General features: G+C 51.5%; 11 protein-coding genes. 5 read left to right on the top strand and 6 right to left on the bottom strand.

The features are described from left to right. Positions 1-36 precede the first annotated feature (36 nt). From E1757_RS30150 to E1757_RS30135, 4 genes are all read right to left on the bottom strand, one after another. Entirely contained in the window at positions 37-3,129 is a 3,093-nt protein-coding gene (locus tag E1757_RS30150) for an efflux RND transporter permease subunit (RefSeq protein ID WP_133235284.1), read from the bottom strand. A gap of 201 nt (positions 3,130-3,330) precedes the next feature. Next, positions 3,331-4,701, bottom strand: coding sequence for a sensor histidine kinase (locus E1757_RS30145; protein WP_133235282.1), 1,371 nt, complete (start codon positions 4,699-4,701; stop codon positions 3,331-3,333). Further along, complete coding sequence (locus E1757_RS30140) at positions 4,698-5,375, bottom strand: response regulator transcription factor (protein ID WP_133235280.1); 678 nt, start codon at positions 5,373-5,375, stop codon at positions 4,698-4,700. Before E1757_RS30140 ends, E1757_RS30145 begins: the two co-directional genes overlap by 4 nt. 172 nt (positions 5,376-5,547) lie before the next feature. Beyond that, on the bottom strand, positions 5,548-8,757 hold the full coding sequence (locus tag E1757_RS30135; protein ID WP_133235278.1) for an S-layer homology domain-containing protein: 3,210 nt from the start codon (positions 8,755-8,757) through the stop codon (positions 5,548-5,550). Between the two features lie 481 nt (positions 8,758-9,238). On the opposite strand from E1757_RS30135, the gene E1757_RS30130 reads away from it, so the two are divergent. Then, positions 9,239-10,996 carry an ABC transporter ATP-binding protein gene (locus E1757_RS30130; RefSeq protein WP_133235276.1) on the top strand — a complete coding sequence of 586 codons (1,758 nt, stop codon included), beginning with the start codon at positions 9,239-9,241 and terminating at the stop codon, positions 10,994-10,996. Continuing rightward, positions 10,977-12,803: an ABC transporter ATP-binding protein gene (locus E1757_RS30125; RefSeq protein WP_133235274.1), complete on the top strand. Its 1,827-nt coding sequence runs from the start codon at positions 10,977-10,979 to the stop codon at positions 12,801-12,803. Before E1757_RS30130 ends, E1757_RS30125 begins: the two co-directional genes overlap by 20 nt. 764 nt (positions 12,804-13,567) lie before the next feature. On the opposite strand, the gene E1757_RS30120 is transcribed toward E1757_RS30125, so the two are convergent. Further along, on the bottom strand, positions 13,568-14,317 hold the full coding sequence (locus E1757_RS30120) for an MBL fold metallo-hydrolase (protein ID WP_133235272.1): 750 nt from the start codon (positions 14,315-14,317) through the stop codon (positions 13,568-13,570). Positions 14,318-14,787: 470 nt separating this feature from the next. Here E1757_RS30120 and E1757_RS30115 point away from each other — a divergent pair, with 470 nt between their 5' ends. Continuing rightward, positions 14,788-15,240: a VOC family protein gene (locus E1757_RS30115; protein WP_133235270.1), complete on the top strand. Its 453-nt coding sequence runs from the start codon at positions 14,788-14,790 to the stop codon at positions 15,238-15,240. Positions 15,241-15,531: 291 nt separating this feature from the next. On the opposite strand, the gene E1757_RS30110 is transcribed toward E1757_RS30115, so the two are convergent. Next, a complete protein-coding gene (locus tag E1757_RS30110; protein WP_133235268.1) occupies positions 15,532-16,107 on the bottom strand; it encodes a biotin transporter BioY in 576 nt (191 codons plus the stop codon). Positions 16,108-16,206: 99 nt separating this feature from the next. On the opposite strand from E1757_RS30110, the gene E1757_RS30105 reads away from it, so the two are divergent. Both E1757_RS30105 and E1757_RS30100 read left to right on the top strand, forming a co-directional pair. Next, positions 16,207-17,034 carry an energy-coupling factor ABC transporter ATP-binding protein gene (locus tag E1757_RS30105; RefSeq protein WP_133235266.1) on the top strand — a complete coding sequence of 276 codons (828 nt, stop codon included), beginning with the start codon at positions 16,207-16,209 and terminating at the stop codon, positions 17,032-17,034. Beyond that, positions 17,031-18,761 (top strand): ATP-binding cassette domain-containing protein, encoded by a 1,731-nt coding sequence (locus E1757_RS30100; protein WP_165972360.1) that lies wholly within the window; start codon positions 17,031-17,033, stop codon positions 18,759-18,761. Before E1757_RS30105 ends, E1757_RS30100 begins: the two co-directional genes overlap by 4 nt. Positions 18,762-18,820: the final 59 nt, after the last annotated feature.

Here is an 18,820-nt window from a genome sequence, read left to right as displayed (position 1 = left end):
GGCGGACACGCGCGTCCTTGAGGACGGCGAGGCCGTTTATCCTTGTGTCTTACCGGCTTTTGGTTGCCGGTGCATTTGTTGGCTTGCGCGGTTTTTCAGCACTTCAATCAGCTCGTACACGACTGGCACGACGACCAGTGTCAATACCGTCGAAGTCGTCAAGCCTCCGATCACGACAACCGCCAAGCCTTTGGAAATGAGCGTGCCTTTGGAAAATCCGAGCGCCAACGGCAGCATGGCGACGATCGTCGCACCGGCGGTCATAATGATCGGTCTTAAGCGAACCCGGCCCGCCTCGATCAGTGCGTGACGCACCGTATAGCCTTCCTCGCGAAGCTGCTGGGCGCGGTCGATGAGCACAATCGCGTTCGTGACGACGATCCCGATCAGCATCATAAAGCCGATCATCGAGGTTACATCGAGCGTTTGTCTGGCTATAAGCAGACCGGCCAAACCGCCGATCGCCGCAAGCGGCAGCGAGAACAAAATTGCAAACGGCGCACCGGCATTCCCGAACGCCAGCACCATAACCAGATAGACGACAAATACGGCAGCGGCCATCGCGACAAACAGCTGTGTGAAGCTTTTGTTTATATCGGCGCTGACGCCCTTCACTTCACGCGAAACGCCGTCAGGCAGCTGCAATTTATTCAATTCGGCGGACACCTTATTGCTGACGGCCGCTTTATTGGCCGAATCGATTTTGGCCGTTACTTTGACGACCTGCTCCTTGCTTTCCCGCTGCAGCGCTACCGGAGCCGTAACCTCCTCGATTTTGGCGACTTCATTTAAATAGACCGTTGTGTTCGAAGCCGTCTTCAGCGGTATTTTTCCGATCTTGTCCATCGAGTTTTTATCCTCTTTGGACAATTGAAGCGTGGTCGTATACGTTTCGTTATCCAACTGGAGATCGCCCAGCTGATCCTTTACAATCCAACCGCGGGCGGTATCTCTTACTTGTGCGACCGTAAGTCCGACCGTTCTGGCCTTGCCTTGGTCTACAGTAATTTGAACCTGCGTCTTCGAATCGCTGAGCGAATCTTCAACCTCGGACAGCTCGGAGAAATCCTTCATCTTCTCTTTAACGGCAGCCGACGCCTGCTCCAGCAGCTGCTGGTTATCGCCTTTTAACGAATAGGAGAAGTCCGTGGACGAGAGTCCGCCACCGCCGCCGGCCAACGATTTCGGCATCACTTCCGAGCCCTTCGGCAGCTCGTACAGCAAAATCTGCTTATAATCTTTTTTCACTTGATCCGGATCCGCTTTTCCGTTGACCTCGGTAAATATTTCGGAAGCGTAGGCAACCTGGTCTTTGCTGCCGTTATAGCCGACCAGCGCTTCGACAAATGTAAACAGCGGCTGGCCCTGACTGTCCTTCGCTTCCTGCAGTATCGCTTCGAGCTGCTTCGTCACTTGATCATTCGCTTCAATCGAAGTTTCGTAAGGCAGCTTCACCTCAAAATACATTTGCCGTTCGGACTCGCTGCTCGGCATAAAGCTGACGTTCAAATTCGGAATGATCGCGCCCAGCGATACGACGAACAACAGTCCTGCAATGATCAAAGTTTTAATCCGATGGGACAGAGACCATTTCAGCACTTTCTCGTAAAAGGACATGACCCGTCCTTGCTTCGTTTCTTCGTGGTGAACAATCTTCCCTTTACGCAGCACCAGCAGCTTGGCCATCATCGGAATAACGGTCAAAGCTACGATCAAAGAAGCCAGCAAGGCTACGGCGACCGTAATCGCGAACGGGCGGAACAGCTCTCCCACAATGCCGCTGACCAATCCGATCGGAGCAAAAACGCCGACGGTCGCAAGCGTGGACGAGGTGATCGCCATCGATACCTGCTTCGTGGCCAGCCTGATAACCGATTCATTCCGTTCCTGCGCTTTTTGCAGCGAAGCATAAATATTTTCGATAACTACAATACTATCGTCAACGACACGCCCGACCGCGATAAATATACCGCCTAGCGTCATCGTGTTCAGCGTAATGCCGAGCTGTGAAATGACCAGCAGCGTGATCAGAATCGACAGCGGAATCGAAACGAGCACGATAATCGTCATCCGTACATTGCGCAAAAACAGCAATATCATGAGGGATGCGAGCACCGCCCCCATAATGCCCTCTTTTAATAAGCCGTTAACCGACTCTTTGACTTGATCGGCGCTGTTATAGACCGATTTGAACGTAATGCCCGGCATCGTCGTTTCCCATTTTTTAATCAATGCGTCTGTTTCATTGGAAAACTCGACGGCATTGGCGTCGCTGGTTTTATATAAATGGATGCCGAGTGCCGGTTTATTGTCCAATCGGGCGATAAATTCCGAATCGGTGACAGCCTGTACTTTCGCAACCTGATTCAACGTAATCGTGCTTCCATTGCCCAATGCGATTTCCATGTTTTCCAGATTAAACAGACTGTCGATATCGCTCGTTACCCGGGCAATTTTCGTATTTCCGTTAAAGTCGACCGTTCCGATCGCGCCGTTGGCGAGCGTGCTTTTCAGCGCATTGCTGACCTGTGCCGGCGTCAGTCCGAAATTCGAAAGAGCGTCGGCGTTCAATTCAATATCAAGCGAAGTTTCGCGGGCGCCGATCGAATCGATATGGTCGACCCCGTTAATGCCCTGCAAACCGGGCTCGATCTGGTCCTTGTAAAGCTTGTCCAGGTCGGTCTGACTCATGCCGTTATCGGCATAAACCGCCAAATAATAAGCGGGAATCGAAGCGAACCCGAACGTGGACGCCTTAGGACGGCCTGCGGCATTCGGCAGCTTCACTTCCTGGAGCAAGCTGTCGATATCCTGCTTCTTCTTGTCGATGTCGACGTTTTGCGCAAATTGGACAATAACCGATGACATGTTGTCATTGGAGGTGGATGACAAATTCTCGATCCCTTCCATATTGGCTATTTTATCCTCTATCGGCTTCGTAACGTCGGTCATGACATCCTTGGGCGTAGCCTGATAGGTTGTCGTTACAAGCACAACCGGAAACGAGATGTCCGGCATATTTTCCATTTTGAGCGTGCTTGCCGAATAAATGCCTCCCCCAAACAGCATCGCGATGATGATGATGACCGCGGCCACATTTTTCATGGAGAAGCTGGTCAGCTTGTTCATATGTTTCCCTCCTCATAATCTGGATTCAATATACCGAACTAACATGTACTCAATATGAACTGGAGGCTGCATAACAAACAGTAAAAACAGGAAAAACCGTCTGAACTTGGCAGCAGACGGTTTTTTATGGATAAAAAGCCGGGCTTGTAAAATCAAAGCCGCGCGGCGTTTAATTATTAAGCTAATACGAAAGCCAGTTCACTAAATGGCCGGGAGCGTTACTTTAAACTCGGCTCCTTCGCCCTGTTCGCTTCTAACCCCGATCGTCCCCCCGTGCAGCTTGACGATTTTGCTCGCGATGGCGAGTCCCAGGCCGCTGCCCCCTTCCGTCCGGTTGCGCGACCGGTCCGCTTTGAAAAAGCGCTCGAAGATGTGCGCCTGATCCGCTTTCGAGATTCCGATTCCTTCATCCGCTATCATAACGGCAATCTCGTCCGTCGTAAGCTTGACGGTCACCGCGATCGTACCGTTCGGCGGTGAAAATTTGATGGCGTTGCCGATCAAATTCATCCACACCTGATATAATTGGTCCGGATCGGCGCTAATTTTGACGCATGGCATCGCGAGCTCGAACTGAATTGCTTTCGCCGACCATTGCGGCTCGCAGGCGACGATCACCTGGCGAAGCTGCTCGTCCAGCGCATATGTTTTCGGGTGAAACGGATGATGCTCGGATTCGAGTGAAGCCAGCTCCAACAAGTTTTCGCTTAGCCGGGACATCCGCTCGCTTTCCTTTTGGATAATATCGAGGTAGTGAGCCCGCTGCTCCTCCGACATGCCCTGCCGCTTCAATATTTGCGAAAATCCTGAGATCGAGGTGAGCGGCGATTGGATCTCATGGGATACGTTGGATACAAAATCTTGCCGCATCCGTTCCATCTGCTTCAGCTCCCGAGCCATTTCGCCAAAGCTTCTGGCCAGCTCCCCCAGCTCGTCCTTGCGATTGTCCCGCTTCCAGTCGATGTTGAAATCGCCTTTGGACATACGCCGGGTAGCGGCCGTCATCGCCTGCAGCGGCTTGACCAAATAGCGCGCCGCGACGAATATAAACAAGCTTCCGGCCAACAAAACAAACGCGAGTGCCGACAGCAAAACTTTCCTGATGATGCCCCCCCATTTATTGCCGGCGAGCTCCGAGAACATGGCGTACGTTTCGCTGCCGATTTGGACGGGGATGCCGACAACCGGTCTCTCCGGCGCCCGGGGCGCAAAATGATGCGGTACGCCGCTGCGAACAAGACGTACAATTTCATCCGGTACCGCATCCGCATCCGCATCCGCACCCGCTTGCTTCGCTGCACCGTACCGCTTGTAAAGCCCGCCGGCGTCAAACAAGCTGATCCGGTACGAAATCAGGGCGCAAGTGCTTTGCATGTAATCGTCGGCCACCTGGGCGTTCAAGCGGCTGTATATGCCGGCTATCACTCTGCTGTTGGCCATCATCTCCTCTTCCGCTTGCCCGGTCAGCTCGCCGCGAAACAGCGTCGTCGTAATAAAAAAAGCGGCGATAAGCCCGAACAGCACGGCGGCGAGAAATGTCGCCACAACCCGGACGTACAGCGTTTTGATCACATACGCACCTCCAGCTTGTAGCCCAGGCCGCGAATCGTTGTGATCGCAAATCCCGACGTTTCCTCCGGAAACCGTTCTCTCAGTCTTTTAATATGCACATCGACGGTACGCTCGTCGCCTTCGTAATCGGTTCCCCATATATGCTCGATAAACTGGTTGCGTGTAAAAATTTGCCCCGGACGCGAGGCGAGCATGTACAGCAGCTCGAATTCCTTCAACGGAAGCGTCAACCGCTCGGCGCCGCGGATCACTTCAAACTGCTGCCGGTCCAATGCAACCGTGCCGCACTGGATCGTCGACGAAAGATCGATCCGGTACCGTTTCAGGAGAGCCTTAACTCGAACGACCAGCTCGATCGGATCGAACGGCTTGACCAAATAATCGTCGGTTCCGAGCTCAAAGCCCTTTACTTTCTGCCCGGTTTCCCCCTTCGCGGTGACCATAAGCAGCGGCAGGTCCGGATAATCGCTGCGGAGCCTGGCGCATAATTTCCAGCCGTCCATCTCCGGCATCATAATATCGAATACGACCAAATCCGCCTTGACGGCATTCATCGCAACAAGCGCCTGCCGGCCATTCTCCGCCTCCATAACCCCGTACCCTTCCTGCCGCAGCACGGTTGTCATCAGCTCCCGGATATGGTTGTCGTCATCCACCACAAGCAGGTTCGCCATCGGCATACCTCCTCCGTTGCAACTGTTCGATGTATAACAGCATCGCAGTTGTCAACACCTGCAACTTTTTATTTAGGCTTCCCGACTTTACGTTTCTTAACAAGATGGAAAAAAATTGCCCCGGCTGCCATGGCCGGGGCAATTGAATTGAGCGAACATTTTTATTTATAAATTATTGAACGTTGATATCGAAGGAAGCTTTCACGCCGCTTGGCGCCAAGGCATTCACTTTAAAGCTTTTTACATCGCCTTCCTTGCCGTTATACTTGATCAAGCCTGTGGCCGGATCGATCGTGACCGCCTGCGGGTTCGCTCCGACGATATCCGATACGTAGAAGCTCACTTTCAGCACTTCGTTGCTGTTGTAGCCCGCTCCGTTCGCTTTGACGATCATATTGTCGTTATAAGCAGCTTCTTCATTCAACGATCCCGGAGCATGCTCGGCGACGAATTCGCCCGCATATTGGTCGCGCACCGTCAGCTTCTCGGCCAGCTTCGCATCCCACAAGTACAGGCCGCTTTGCAAATCGGCTTGTTTTACCGTTTTGCCCGTCTTTTTAAGGGCAATTTCGCTCACAACCGGCCCTTCATTTTTGGAGGTAACGTCAATGCTTGAGTTGGCAATATCTTTTTTACCGTCAAAATACAGCACAGTCAGCTTCGCTTGACCCGCCTTGCCGCCGGCCACCCAGTTCGTTTTCGCGGCGGCATTCACAACCTGCGAATCGCTGGAAGAGATTGAAGCAATGCGGGTCGGAACTTTAACTTCCTCTCCGCCGTCTTTTTTGGCGCGGATTTTCACTTCTTTCGCAAAGCCTTTATTGTTTTCGTACACGTTGGCCGCACCCGCAGCGCCCGTTCCGGCATCCATATAGTCGTCGGCCGCGAGCACGGTGTTGTTCGATTTATCGAGATAAGCTTCATAAGTCAGCTTGTTGCTCGAATTAGCCGGATCGAGCACTTCCATCGTCGTCGTCAATGTATTGACTTCCACATATTTTTTCCCGTCAATGTCGACCGTACCTTGATTATCCTGCTTGTACAATGTCGCTTTGAATCCGTAAGCGGCCGCTTTCGCGTCTGTACCTGCATAAAACTTGAAGGCTTTATCGAACATGGAGTCAACCTTGCCGTCCGATGCGTCATGCGCCAGTTTGAAATCATGAACAGCCGTCGTTCCGGCCTCTTCAGGGCTCAGCACATACTTTCTGGCTGAATCGCGGTTTGCTGCATCCTCTTTCTGTACGCTGGCCAGGCTCGTCGCGGATAAGCTTGCCTCATCGCCGGAATTGGCCGTCAACGAGTAGCGGACGATATATTGGTCATTGGCGTCATATTTCAGTTCGCCGCCGTATTGATCGTACAGCTTCACTTTCAATTCATTGTCAGCGCCGGCGGTCATATATTTTGCAGGCGTTTCGGAAAACTTAAGCGTATCGGCTTTCCGTTCGTCATTGACATTCAGCGTTTTTTGCACGCGAACTTCCGCGTTGTCCTTCAGTTGTACGGTAATCGCAGCCTCGCCGTTTTTATCGACACGATCAATCGCAATCATCCCTTTATGCGAGCCCGAATTGGAGATAGGCTCCTGGGCTAACGTAACCGCCCCGCCGGCATAAACGGTTAATTTGTTCCGGTTGTCGTAAATTTCTTGAGGTGTTAACGTATTGCCTTGGGCGTCCTTCACAATAATCGGCATGAACATTTTATGATCGGTCGATTCATCTCCCGTGATCGAATCGCCTTTGGCCAGATTGTAGTCATAAGCGCCGAATTCAACCTTGGCCGGCATTTTGTAAGCTGCGGTTTGAATCGTTTTGGTTACCGATTCGTTGGAACCGGTTGGGAACAGCGTCACTTTGATTTCTTTTTGCATATCGGAAGTATAACGGAGCTTCAAATCAGCCGCCTTATCGCCGATCGCATCGTCGACAAAGCCGTTCACATCGCCTTCATTGCCTTTTTCCAGGTCGTTGTCCGAAATCGATAAGCCGATGCCTTTGTTCAAGGCATTTTTGTCTTCGATACGCAAGCCGTATTGATCGTAAGCTTTCACATCCAGATAAGCGTAGCTGTGGGCATTGATTGCTTCAATTTTTTTGCCCGAACTATCCAGCAAATCGCCTGCAACAATTTTGGTCACTACCGATTTATCACCGAGCGTGAACAGCTTGTTAACCTGCATATTGCTGTTTTGATGAAGCACGGAAAGCGAAATTTGCTCGTTGCGTTCGGTGCCGTCAGGCAATGTAAGGTAAAAAGCCTGCTCGCCGCCGATCGGCGTTACGGTGCCTTGGCTTGCATGGATGTCAAAATCGCTGGCCGAAGTGGAATAACGGGCTCCGTATTGATTGGTCGCATAAAAATCGATGCGAATTTTTTGGCCCGGATTGTTCGGCAGGCTGTCGCCGGCCGCCAGCACCTCGATTTTCTCCAATTTCTCCGGCGATGTTTCCGTCTGGGCCGTATGATGCGCTTCATCCAGATTGTTCAAGCCGCTCAACGTAACGCCCCACTTGGCTTCGCCCAACTTGGCATCCAGTTTGATGACGGCGCTTGTTTTATCCTCGCTCCAGGTCGTTGTATAGCCCGACGTAAACGGAGAACCGTTAAGGTCCAGGTTTACTTTGATTGCATCCGCATCGCTGTCGTTAAGCGGCGCATTCAGCCGCAGCGTAAACTCGTTGTAATCCGTAGCCTGGAAAGACTCAATCGCATACGAGCCATTGAAAGGCACCTTGATAAACTGCTGCTTGGCCGCATAGGAAGAAGTGACCAGCGCTTCGCGGGTAGCCGGCATCGTGCCGCCGAACAAACCGTCGGGGCCATTCGTCATCAATTTCTTCTCAAGCGCCAGAGCGACGTAGCCTTGCGCCCAACTGGATACCGATTCATCGTCGCCATCCATCGCTTTCGCTTGAGCGTCCATACCAAGACCGCGGATCAGGAAGGCCGCCAGCTGCTCCATCGTCACTTCGCCCGCGGGGTTGAATTCCCCGGGAGCAACGCCGTCCGTAATACCGGCTCTGACAATCGCTTCTATATAAGGCAGTGCATAGCCGTTAGCGGGATCGTCCGCTTTAACATCGGCAAAGCTTGAAGTTTTCGTATCGTTTATTTTCAAACCGAAGATCAAGGCCGCCACTTTGGCGAATTGCGCCCGGTTCATTTTATCGTTTATGCCGAAAGTGCCGTCTGCGATACCGTTAAAAATACCGCCCGAGATCATGGCATCGAATTTTTCTTTGGTCGCTGCATCCAAATCGTTCAGGTCCGAAAAATCATGCGAAGATTTGCCGGCTGCGGCCGCACCGAATGCTGCTGAAGAAAACATCGAAAATGCCATAGCCAGAGACAAAATCATCGACAAGCTTTTTTTCATAGGGCGTATTACCTCCGTTTATTTTTTTTATGATAGAAAACAGGCATCAAAAAACCCCATTCACTCCAATTGTTCGTAAAACGGACAATCAAATAAATGAGGCTGCGGTCAGCGTCGGATATTCGTTTCGCTCGTATTCGTGCGCTCGTTTGCTACGTAAATGAGTATACTACGATCCCGATGCCAAGTCATCGCAAATCATTTTCCATTGCTGGCGCATCGTGGGTGACTTGCATCGCGAACAAAATTACAGCCCGTTATCCGATTGCAGCAGCTTCTTCTTATTTAAGAATTGTCGAATATCGGGCCATAATCAAGAGCATTTGGAAGATAAACACCGATCATGTATCATAACCGGGGTTAATGCGCGTTATCGCCGCCAAAATACCGCTTTCAACTGATTGCATGCGGGTGAAATATTCAGATCATGGAAGTATAATTAACTTCTGAAAACGATTAAACTTACAGGATGTGGATGCCATTGAAAGCCCAAAGGCTGCTAGCGGATTATATGAAAGCGCATTGGTTTTTGTACGTTGTGGCCATCTTATTTATGATGACGGCAAATATTATTCAATCCTACTATCCTAAAGTGCTCGGCGATTTCACCGATCATCTGCAGGCGGCAGGAATCACGGTTTCGATTATCGAGAAATACAGCTTGCTGCTGCTGGGCATCGGCCTCGGTTACGGCGTTTTGTTCGGGGTCGGACAGTATGTGGTCATGAGGCTGGGACGCAAGTTCGAATACCATACGCGCGGAAAGCTGTTCGGACATTTTACGACGCTAAGCGAAAGCTACTATTCGAAAAATGGGGTCGGACGCCTGCTCAGCTTCGTCATGAACGATGTGACGGCCGTCCGCGAAGCGATGTCGATGGGGCTCAACCACACGGTGAACTCCATCATTTTGCTTGTATCCGTAGTTGTCATGATGGCGGTCAGCTCCATTCCGATCTACCTCATTTTCGTCTGTGTGCTCCCGCTTCTCGTGATTCCTTTTGCGGTCGTTTACTTCGGTCCGCAAATCCGCAAACGATCCACGAAGGTGCAGGAATCGCTGGCCAGGATGACTGAATCCGCCGAGGAGCAGTTCGGAGGCATCCGGGTTACGAAAAAATTCGCCGTCGAGCCGATCATGCGCGGCCGGTTCGGCAAAACGGTCGATAAAATACTCGAAAATCAGCTTCGGCTGGTCCGCATGACTTCCGTATTCCAGGCGCTGCTGCCGTTTTTAGGCGCCTTGTCGCTTATTATCTCCATCGTATTCGGCGGTTATTTGACAATTCACAATCATATTTCGCTCGGCAACTTTGTCTCATTAACGCTGTACTTGAGAATGATGGTAAACCCGCTTCAGCAAATCGGCAACGTGATCAACGCCATGCAGCGCGCACGCGCCTCGCTGGACCGGTTAAACGGCCTGCTGTCGATTCAACCGGACATCCGGGAGCTGCCGACGGCCAAGCCTGTCGATCTGCAGGCGGCGGATATCTCGATCCGCGGATTGACCTTCGCCTACCCGGACTCAACCCAGGAAGCGCTGCGCGATATTCATTTGACGATTGGGCGCGGCAAAACATTAGGCATAATCGGCAAAACCGGCAGCGGTAAAACGACGCTCGTCAAGCTGCTGCTGCGGATTTATAATCCGCCGCTCGGTACGGTCCGCATCGGCCGCGACGATATTCACGATGCAACGCTGGAAAGTCTCCGCAATCAGATCGCTTACGTGCCGCAGGACGGCTTCCTGTTCAGCACGACGATCCGCGACAACATCGCCTTCTTCAACCGCGAATCGGCGTTTAAATCGGTGGAAATGGCGGCGAAGCAGGCGCAAATTTACGATAATATCGTCGAGTTTCCCGACAAGTTCGATACGAAGCTCGGCGAACGCGGCTTTACTTTGTCGGGCGGTCAAAGACAACGCAGCAGCCTGGCCCGCGGTTTCATCAAAAATGCGCCGATTTTGATTATGGACGACAGCGTCAGCGCCGTCGATGCCGTAACCGAAACGAAAATAATTGAAAATCTCAGACTGAGCCGCAAAAATAAAACGACGATCATCATCGCCCACCGGATCAGCGCGATCAAGCATGCGGATGAAATCATCGTACTGGACGAAGGTAAAATCGTTCAGCGAGGGACTCACCAGCAGCTGCTGGCGGAGGACGGCGTGTATGCTTCCCTCTATTCCATTCAAGAGGAGGGAACGCGGTATGCCGAAGGACATCGCTAATCTGAATAACGAAGAAGAAATCAGCAGCGCCTATTACGTCAGTCCGGAAAACCGCAAGGCGGCTTTCCGCTATACGATCGGCTACGCCAAGCCGCATCGCTCCAAGTTTGTGCTTATCTTTTTCTGTACGCTGCTGGCGATAGCGGCTGATCTGCTGCAGCCTTATCTGGTCAAAATCGCGATCGACAACAATTTGCTGATCGGCAATAACGACTTCAACTTTTTACTGTGGATCGGCGGCATTTATTTGCTGCTGACAATAACGAGCTTTATATTCACTTATTTGCAAAACAATTTGCTGCAATTTACCGGTCAAAGCATTGTCGCGCGTATCCGCAAAGATTTGTTCAGCCATATAACGAAGCTGAATATGTCGTTTTTTGACCGATTTCACAGCGGCAGCCTGGTTACCCATGTATCGAGCGATACGGAAACGTTGAACCAATTTTTCAACCAAGTATTTTTAAGCCTGATCCGTGACGGTATGACGCTCGTCTTTATCATTATCCTAATGTTTCATCTCGACCCGGTTTTGGCCGGCTATAGTATGGTGCTGCTGCCGATCATCGCAGGTATCGCCATCGGGTTCCGGTCTTATATGCGGAAAACGTACCAAATAACGAGAACGCGGCTGTCCCGGCTGATCGCATTTATTGCGGAAAATTTGGCCGGTATGAACCTGACGCAAGCGTTTCACCAGGAAAAAGAACAGCAGCGGCAGTTTACGGACCGCAACCAGAGCTATTTAAAGGCAAACCTGCGGGAAATCCGCACCAACGTGCTGTTCAACCGTTCTTTCGATATTTTAAGCAATTTGTCGGTCGCTTTTCTGACTTATATCGGCGGGATGGCGGTATTCCATCATTCCATCGAGTTCGGTGTCCTGTATGCGTTCATTACGTATATTCGCCAGTTTTTCCAGCCGATCAACAACATTTCCCAGCAGTGGAGCACGCTGCAGTCCACGACTGTATCGATGGACCGGCTGTATAAGCTGTTTTCGATCGAACCGGAAATCAAGGACGCGCCATCGCCGTCACAAATCAGCTTGACCGATGTCAAAGGCCGTATCGACTATAATCATGTCCAGTTCGGTTATTCGGACGACAGCACGGTCATCGCAGATCTGGATCTGCATATTCAGCCCGGCGAAATGATCGGTATCGTCGGAACGACAGGCGCCGGCAAAAGCTCGCTGATGAGCTTGCTGTGCCGGTTCTATGACGTGCGACAGGGCAGCATTCAGATCGACGGCACCGATATACGCAGCATTCCCCAGAGCACACTGCACCGGATGATCGGCCTCGTGCAGCAGGAGCCGTTTCTATATTCCGGCACGATCGTCGATAACGTCCGCTTGTTCGATGAAAGCATCAGCCGCGAACAGGTCGTCGACGCCTGCAAGTTTGTCGGCGCCGATACGCTCATTTCCAGGCTGAAGGACGGCTACGATACGCAGCTGTCGGAGCGCGGCAGCGGGCTGTCCGCCGGCGAGCGGCAGCTGATCTCCTTCGCGCGGATTGTCGTATTCCAGCCGAAAATATTGATACTCGACGAAGCGACGGCCAATCTCGATTCGCAAACGGAGCAGCTCGTCCAATCGGCGCTGCATGTTGTCTCGCAGGGCAGAACGACGCTCGTCATTGCCCACCGTCTGTCGACGATTATGCAAGCTGACCGGATCATCGTCATGCAGCAAGGACAAATTGTCGAAGCCGGCAACCATCAGCAGCTGCTTGATTTGCACGGCTATTACGAGCAGCTGTACCGGCATTCGCAGGGCAAGGCGGTACAGGGCGCTGTCTAGGTCAGGTATAAAAACGAGCTCGTCCCTAAGCTGAGAATCCCTCTAAAAACGTGGAGAGCGAACTCGTTCAGCATTGCTGAAAATCGGGGAATCAGATGGGGACTCTACCCCACCTGATTCAAGGCCCACCTTAGAGGTGGGGGTCTTAACCCGATAAAGTCGTCGCGGAGAGGGCTGAATCGTTCTGGAGAAGCGTAAGCGGTCGCCTTTGTCCCCGGATTTCTACCGTTAATGCGGTATACATTCAAGTAATCCGGGGACAACAGGGTTTGGAAGAATGATCCGCCTGCGCAGCGGGCCGTTATTCACCGGACTTCAAAGAAAAAGAACCTTAAACTCCACTTTTACAGCGGTTTTTAAGGTTCTTTTTTGCATGAATGATGAGAGAAAGTTGATGGATACATATAAATAATGCTCGCACTAGCTGCCCATAGGTCCGGAGTACTCATCCGTACCGGGCGCCGTTTGATCAAGGCTTTGGTGTAACGGACTGAGCTGCCGTTAATTGACCCGATTTCTTCCAATTGAAGCTGCAACGGACCGGAGGGACGTTAAATGACGCGCCGGCCGTTGATTTATACCATTTGTCGCAAAACAACGTCTCCTCGGTCCCTCTATACATGAAAAAACCATCGTTTGGCCGCAATTAACGGCTCCGGGGTCCATAAGAGCGGCGATTGTCGATGGGATGGACGTTTGCCGTGTTACAATGCTTTTGAATCGCTAGTCACCCGTAACGTTTGCGCATTATTGGGCTGGAACGGTCATTTGCTGACCAGTTCGGCGATCCGTTCATTCGCACCACCGCTGAACAAGCCGCCGTGATAACAAATAACCGATTCGATTTCATAATTCAATAGCTTGCGCAGCGAAAGGGCCGCAGTATGCGGATCGAGCGAATATTGCGGATGTGCGCCGTAAAGCTGGCCGTCGGCGACAATCATGGCGTCAGCCGCAATCAGCGTTTTGCTCGGCTTATGGTACAGCGATATATGTCCGGGTGTATGCCCCGGCGTATCGATGACGATAATTCCTCCGCAGTACGGCAGCACTTCTCCGTCCGTCACCGTCCGGTCCACATTCCCCTTTGGCGGATTTTCAAGCGATTTTTGGAAGGAGCGGCGCCATTCTTCCGGCACCTCGGGCGGTATCGCCTGGAGCGCCTTCGCAATAGACTCCTTCGACAGCTTCAACAGCTGCTTGTCGCCCTGGATATACGGCCTTTCCAGTTCGCTCGACATCACTTCGAGCCGTCCGGACAGCTCCTGCTGCAGAGCCGGCAGACTGCCGATATGGTCCAAATCTTGATGTGTCATTACAATTTTATTAAGCTTAGCCAAGGGAACCCCAGCCTGCTCCATTGCTTCGGCGATTTTGGACATTTGACCGGGATAGCCGGTATCTACGAGAACCGCATGATGCTCGTCCCATAAAAGCGTAGGGTTAATCGTGTCGGTTTTCCCCATGACTGTTGCGGTAATTTCCAGCATCTCGATTCCGTTGGCAATTCGCATCTGATCCCTCCGTAGACTCAGGTTATTTTCAAGATGACTCTGAATTTCAAACCTTATCTTACCCCTACAGAAATCAAGTGTCAAATATGAATATTTCATTATATCATACTATTTAAATTTTGTCAATGGTATTTAAGAATCATTTTTCGTCTTTGTTGTTTTAATAAAAGCTATGTTAAAATTTGTTGTTGATATTTGATTTATACGAACTAATGTTCTATAATTAGAGTAATATCACTTTTCGGAGATGATTTACCCATCTTATTACGGTAATTACGAATTGAATTTCGTAGAATAAAAGTTAATATGACATATCCGAAAACCAAATTTCACATTTTACTATACTGTGACTTATCTTTGTTATCATGAACTGTGACAAGATGTTAATCGTTTGGAAGGAATTAGTAATTCTTGATTGAATAAATATGAAGATGATCAGGTAATATTTGTACACATAAGGAGATAAAACTATGGCCAAAAACAAATTACTAAGAATGGACAATGTTGGCATCGTTGTAGAATCCCTTGATGACGCAATCTCTTTCTTCGAGGAGATTGGCTTGAAGCTCGAAGGGCGAGCTACTGTCGAAGGTGAATGGGCTGGTCGCGTAACCGGGCTGGGTTCACAGTGTGTAGAGATTGCTATGATGGTTACCCCAGATGGCCACAGCCGACTTGAACTTTCGCGATTTCTCACCCCACCTACTATATCAGATCACCGAACTGCTCCTGTAAATGCCCTCGGTTATCTACGCGTCATGTTCACCGTTGAAGACATTGACGAAATGGTATCCAGACTCACTAAGCATGGTGCTCAGCTCGTTGGCGAAGTGGTTCAGTACGAGGACTCGTATCGGCTCTGCTACATTCGTGGAAATGAAGGCCTTCTAATCGGTTTGGCGGAACAACTCGGTAATAAATAAGTGACGTTTAAAAGAAAACTTCGTGATGCATGAACTTTAACGGAAATCAATGCAAAACCAAATTAAAGGGACGGGTACGATAGCTCAATAAGCCGCCTATTCAACGAGGCGGTTTTCTTAATCGTAAAAATCAATATCAGGATTTAATATAGCCTTAATAAATGATCATCCATAAATAAAAACGATGTCTGCAACAAGGAAGCAAGCCTTGTTATAGACATCGTTAATTGACGCTGACCGTTGCGACCTATCGGCGTTACTTGTCGCTTCGCTTGCAGCAGCCCTCAAGCGTCACGCCGTCTTGCTCGCCCCGGTTATCCGTGCGATGGGGAACACCTGGCGTACCGGGAGAGCGATGAGTGCGGCAATCACCGCTTTTGCGGCATCGCCCGGCAAATACGGATAGCAGCCGGCGACGAGCGCTTTTTGCATCGAATAACCGGCGACATGCGCGAGCCAAGGCACTCCGGTTACATACAACAACAGCGAACCGAACAGCTCCAGCGAAATAAACATCAGAATAAAGGCTGCTGGTCCTTTGCCTTTAATGCGCTGAGCCGCAAAGCCGATCAGCAGAGCGGCAAACGGATACGCCCAGATAAACCCGCCCGTAGGTCCGAGAATCAAAGGAAGACCTCCGTTTCCATGAAGCAGCGGAATGCCCAATGCCGTCAGAACGACCACCAACGCCATGCTGCAGAAACCGTACAGAGGCCCCAGAATGGCGCCGGCCAGCATCACGATCAGATTTTGCAGCGTAATCGGCACCGGCGTACCCAAGTGGAGGTTCAAAAAGCTTGAAACGACCAATAACGCCGCAAACAATGCGCAGAATACCATTCCCCGTACATTTAAACTCATTTTCATTGACACATTCTCCTTTTATTTGTTAACCTAATATTGTAACCACAAGTTGACAATTGTATTCTAGCACAATCCCACATTTTAGAAAAGAGAAAAAAATCGATGCCAATTGGAGCCGAACTTATCGCATTGGACCGCGTCTCCTTCTCTTATCCGTCGGCGGATGGAACCGTGTCCGTATTAAATAATATCAATTTAACGATTCGCCGCGGCGAATGGGTCGCTGTAGCCGGAACGAACGGCAGCGGCAAGAGCACATTAGCCAAGCTGATGGCAGGGCTCATCCCCGCAGCTTCCGGTGAAATCAGCTTCGCGATTCGCGAACAGCCCCCTGTCCAGCTCGTTTTTCAAAATCCGGGAACGCAAATTATCGGAGAAACCGTATTTGAGGATGTATGCTTCGGCATGGAAAATTACGGGATTCCCGACTCCGAAATGGCCCGACGCGCTATGGATGCGCTCGAACAGACCGGATTGTCGTCGATGGCCGACATGCCTGTTGCCCGGCTTTCCGGCGGCCAGAAACAGCTGCTTGCCGTCGCTTCCTGCATATCCGTCAACCCGGCCGTCCTTATATTCGATGAAGCGACCTCGATGCTCGACCCGCTCGCCAGGCAGCATGTTGCCCAAGCCGCCAAACGGCTGCATCATTTGGGGGCTACTGTCGTCTGGATAACCCAATGGCTCGATGAGCTGTCGTTGGCGGATCGGGTCATAGCGATGGACCAAGGGAGCATTATTTTTGACGGGTCTCCGCCCGATTTTTTCTATAAAAGGAACGATCAGTGCCAAACCGGCTGCGATCGGCTGCAGTTTGCGCCGCCCTATACGGTTCAGGTCGTTCTGTCTTTGCTCGACCAAGGATGCAAGCTGCGTGAGCCGTTACCGATCACGGCGGCCGAGCTTGGAAAGGCAGTGAGCGAGCTGTGACGATATCCGTTCAACATATGACCATAACCAGACCTGCCGATAATCGGTCTGATCCGATACTTCACGACTGCAGCTGCCGGCTGCAAAAAAATACGATAACACTAATCGCCGGCCAAACGGGCTCCGGCAAATCGACCTTCCTGAGCGGATTGGCCGGACTTATCCCTCCGGTGGCAGGCTCGATTACATATGACGGGCAGCCTTTATGGACCGGCAGCCGCTTGAATAACGCCGTCCGCTTTAATATGGGCGTCCTGTTTCAATATCCCGAAAGGCAGCTGTTTGCCGACAGCATCCGCAAAGAATTCCGTTACTCCTTGCGCCCGCTCCGTTTAACGAAGCAAGAGGAAGCTGAACGTATCGGCAGCGCTATGAGCCGGATGAGCCTGCCGGCGTCCATGCTTGAGCAATCGTTTTATACATTATCGGACGGACAAAAGCGGAAAGTCGCCATGGCAACGACAATAGCGGTTCGCCCGGATTGGCTGCTGCTGGACGAACCGACGGCGGGCATCGATCCCATGAGCATTCCGCAGTTGCTCGAGACAATTGTGCGGCATAAGCGATCCGGGAACGGAGGAATCGTGCTGGTCAGCCACGATCTCGATACGTTCCTTCCGATAGCGGACCGCGTACTTATTATGAGCCGCGGAACGATCATAGCCGATTTGCCGCCTGAGGAGCTGTGCGCCAAGCCGGAGCTGCTGCTGCAAGCCCGAATCGGGCTCCCGGCATCAGTTGAAATCGCCAATGCGCTGCTGGAGCATGGTATCGCGCTTCCTGTACCGCCTGCGCTGACTCCGGATGATACGGCGGCCGCCATCATTCGGCGGCTCGACCGCGGTGCGGCTGCGCCCCCGCCCGATGCCGCGCATATGTCCGGCGCGGCGCCTGCTCACCCGGCTGCGCCCACGCCCGATACGGCGCAAGCGCCATCGGCCGTATGTGCGGCCACAACCCGGGCAGCTCGGGTACAGCAGCTGCACCCGATTACGAAGTGGGTGCTGTACCTGCTGCTGTCGGCCGGCACATTGATTCAAAATCAATGGCCGGGTGTTGCCGCCGCGGCGGTCGTCGCATGCGCCTGCATAGCCTTATCCGGCGCCCGGGTCGGAACGCTGCTCAAGCCCGTCAAGCCGTTCATGCTGTTTATTTTAATTTCTGCGATGATTTCAGGGCTTTCCGTTTCCTTCTATCCGGACACATGGACGCTGCGGGAGATCGACTTCTCATGGGCATCGGCGCTTCGGACCGTCAAGCAGCTGTGCGTGTATTTGCTGATGATGCTGCTTGGCATCCTGTTCGCGCTGACCACAAGCCCGTCGATGATGCAGCGCGGACTGGAAAGGTCTTTGGCGTTTCTTGAGCGGCTTCGCATTCCGGTCGCCATGTTGACATTTTCCGCCTCGCTGCTCTTCAGATTCATACCGACGCTGTTCGACGAAATCGATAAAATCTCGCTCATCACAAGAGCCAGAGGCAAGTCGCAGGTGAAACCGGGCTCGATCCGGCTGCGGGATGCGCATGTATTTATGATTCCGTTGATGCTGTCGATGATGAAGCATGCCGAAGATTTGGCGTTTGCCTTGGAAGCGAGGGGCTATAAATTGAAGCGTTTGTCCCGATCGCGCGGCTTCAACCTTCATATTCGGCGATCGGATCGGTTTGCATGGGCCGCAGGTCTGATTTTGCTGGTTATTTTGATCGCCATCCATTTCGATAATTAAATTTTATGTACTATATAAAAACATATAAATTTACTTTATATCCTTGCTGGAGTATGATG

This window comes from Paenibacillus piri, from assembly GCF_004354045.1.
GTDB lineage: Bacteria > Bacillota > Bacilli > Paenibacillales > NBRC-103111 > Paenibacillus_S > Paenibacillus_S piri.
The sequence above is the reverse complement of the archived record's forward strand: the minus strand, read 5'-3'. Positions and strand labels throughout refer to the sequence as shown.